The organism is Xenorhabdus khoisanae, assembly GCF_001037465.1.
Taxonomy (GTDB): domain Bacteria; phylum Pseudomonadota; class Gammaproteobacteria; order Enterobacterales; family Enterobacteriaceae; genus Xenorhabdus; species Xenorhabdus khoisanae.
Genome location: NZ_LFCV01000243.1, coordinates 1 through 2980 on the forward strand (window position 1 = coordinate 1; position 2980 = coordinate 2980).

Consider the following 2980-nt stretch of genomic DNA (forward strand, 5'->3'; position numbering starts at 1 on the left):
TTTTTTTTTAATTATGTTAAATATTGGTTTTAAATAGCTGGATTTATATTCTATTTCATGTTTATATGACTTTCATCAATACTTATATTTTGGATAACTTAAAAGTAATAAATATTATTAAAAACAAATAGGAACAAGCCTTATCAAATTAAAACATCCTTATTTATTAACTTCGACACAACCAAAATTGAATCAATTATTTTTTAAAAGAAAAGATCAATATAAGAGTCATCCATTACCTTGACATATAAATCAGATTCCTTATTCTAACCCATCATTACCTCAATAAACATAAGGAAGATATCTATTATGTCTAAAGCTGAACTAACCAATGGTGCTATATTTTATACCCAAAAGAATTACACTGGGAGTTCTTATCAATATCCAGAAAATAGTACAGTAGTAAATTTAGTAGGTACTCCATTAAATGATAAGTTTCTTTCTGTTGAAATTGGTCTGGATTCAATAGTTTTTGCCTGGCGACATGGCAGTAATAGTCAAGCTGGACAAACTTATCGTGAATGGGATACAAGCCAGGCTGATATTAGTGATATTCAAGGTTTATCAAAGTTTGTTATATCACCGTCAAACCGTGACTTGTTAACAGTGAAATTGATTAACGCGTCAGGAGACTCTCAAGTATTTAGGGCGAATATCCGAACCTATACAATCCCTGATCCAGTGGATTGTTATTCAGATGGTGGCTATGAAGTAGTTGGCCTCGTACCCAAAGATGGGCAAGAATATGTCACTTCCGTCGCGGTATTTAATGATCAAAATATCCCGGTAACTCATGGAGCCGTTTATTTTAAATATAATGGCACAGATCTTGACATTATTACTTATAATGAAACAAAACCGCCTCACATGCGGTTTGAGAAAGTAAGCAAATATCACTTTAATTTTTATTTGGAAGAGCTTCCTGATAATAAGTGAAATAAAAAATTATCTGCATAATGGGTAATTTTTAGATAGCCTCCTAAAAAGGGGGCTTATTGATGGCTGATTCATTTCAAGCTGATATTACTCTTCTGATAGTTATCTTTAGACAGTGTTATAATTTCCAACTGAATTTTTTATAGCTACATGTTCTTTGTTTAAGAAGAGCCAGTTCAGAACCCCGTAAATTCAGGCTCGGTTTCTTCGGTTGAAAAGTGTAAGCAATTAATCCTGATACGACCTCTAATAAAAAGCAGTCTTAACATCAGCCTGTCCCAAAGCGATAACACTTTGACTTTCATATTATTACGAATATTTGTGGCCGTATTACCGGGTGTCAGTTTGACCGCTAAAAGTTCTCCACAATCAACTATAAGCACTCACTCACTAATGGGAATCCTCCATCTGAGTCATGAAGTGCGAAGGTGGGGAAGGATGGCAAGGGATTCTCTGTATCTCACTTAATGATAGTTTTTTCTTTCACTGTTAGTCCGTTCATTTACCGGACTAACAGTGAAATGTGTGGCAAAAATATTGCTTAAGTCATTTTACTATTGTGTGAAAGATGAATTACCTAAAACAAAAGCGTCAGCATCTTTCAGGAATGGAAAACGTTCCCGTACTTCCTGCACATGAGAAAGAGAGATTGGCACGGTTTTCACGACTTCATCATTTATTTCGTGCAACAGGATGTCACCCACGGGATCAATCAGCATCGTGTGGCCGTCATATTCCAATTGATTGCCATCTTGCCCCACCCGGTTCACGCCTATCACATAACTTTGGTTTTCGATGGCACGAGCCTGAAGCAAACTACGCCAGTGAGCCGAACGTCTGGCAGGCCAGCTGGCAATGTAGATCGCCGCGTCATAGTGACCGCTGACATTACGTGACCAAACAGGGAAACGCAGGTCATAACAAATGAACGTTGCTATTTTCCATCCCTTAAAATCGACAACTAACGGCACATTGCCTGCTGTATATTCGTGATCTTCCTGCGCGTAGGAAAAAAGATGTTTTTTGTCATAATGCACGATGGAGCCATCAGCATTCACCCACAGCAATCGGTTATAAAAACGCTGATTCTCTGTGATGATCATGCTGCCGACAATTGCACAGGATTTTTTGGCCGCCATCGCTTTCATCCACTGGATACTTGGCCCGTCCATCGTCTCAGCAAGGTTCTGCGGCTTCATACTGAAACCCGTAGTAAACATCTCCGGCAGAACGATCAGATCACTGTCCGTTGTATAATTTCATGTTCTCATGCTTCCTTGAGATATAAATTTTTCATTTAAAATCAAATCATTATCAAAAAATAAACCTGTATATTGTTCCAGTGTTTATTGACGTTTACTCACTCTTACGCCACACTATGTATAAACATTTGTATAAATATTTTGAGTGATCATGGCTACCGAACTAAACAAGCTCAGTGACAAAAAACTTAAGATCTTGCAAGGAAAGGAAAGCGACAAAATTGAATTTTTTGCCGATGGTGCTGGATTGAGTGCAAAAGCATCTAGAGCTGGTGGTATTAGTTGGGTCTTTACATACCGACTTGATGGCAAGAAGTTAAACCGCCTTACCATTGGGCGTTATCCCGATATGAGTCTTAAACAGGCTCGGGAAACGAGGGACAAGTGTCGGAGGTGGTTAGCCTCTGGCAAAGATCCGAAGTTACAATTTAACTTGGATATGCAAGAGTCATTAAAACCCGTAACAGTAAGAGAAGCCATTGAGTATTGGATCGAAAATTATGGAAGAGACAACCGTGCAGGCATTGATAAACTTATAGCCCAACTAAATAAATATATTTATCCAAATATTGGGAATATGGCATTATCAGACTGCGAGACGCGCTATTGGCTTAAATGTTTTGATAATATAAAGAAGAAATCCCCCGTTTCTGCTGGATATATATTTCAACTCTGCAAGCAAGCTTTAAAATTTTGCCGGGTAAGGAAATTTGCTATTAGTAATGCGCTAGATGATTTAACGATTCCAGATGTAGGTAAATTGCAAAATAAAGGGGACAGGG

At 37.8% G+C, this 2980-nt stretch carries 3 protein-coding genes and 1 pseudogene; 2 read left to right on the plus strand and 2 right to left on the minus strand.

The features are described 5' to 3' along the window. The first annotated feature begins 309 nt into the window (after window positions 1-309). Window positions 310-936 (plus strand): beta/gamma crystallin domain-containing protein, encoded by a 627-nt coding sequence (locus AB204_RS20510; protein WP_047965232.1) that lies wholly within the window; start codon window positions 310-312, stop codon window positions 934-936. A 118-nt stretch (window positions 937-1054) separates the two neighbouring features. On the opposite strand, the pseudogene AB204_RS24185 reads toward AB204_RS20510, so the two are convergent. Next, window positions 1055-1319, minus strand: a pseudogene (locus AB204_RS24185) (hypothetical protein); the annotation flags it as partial. 171 nt (window positions 1320-1490) lie between these two features. Then, complete coding sequence (locus AB204_RS20515; RefSeq protein WP_268802315.1) at window positions 1491-2174, minus strand: nitrilase-related carbon-nitrogen hydrolase; 684 nt, start codon at window positions 2172-2174, stop codon at window positions 1491-1493. Between the two features lie 175 nt (window positions 2175-2349). On the opposite strand from AB204_RS20515, the gene AB204_RS20520 reads away from it, so the two are divergent. Next, window positions 2350-2980: tyrosine-type recombinase/integrase (locus tag AB204_RS20520; RefSeq protein WP_047965233.1), on the plus strand; the 631-nt coding region annotated here is incomplete at its 3' end.

Coding starts and splice junctions, on each gene's coding strand:
- AB204_RS20510 (WP_047965232.1), top strand. CDS start 310: ATGTCTAAAGCTGAACTAACCAATGGTGCTATATTTTATACCCAAAAG.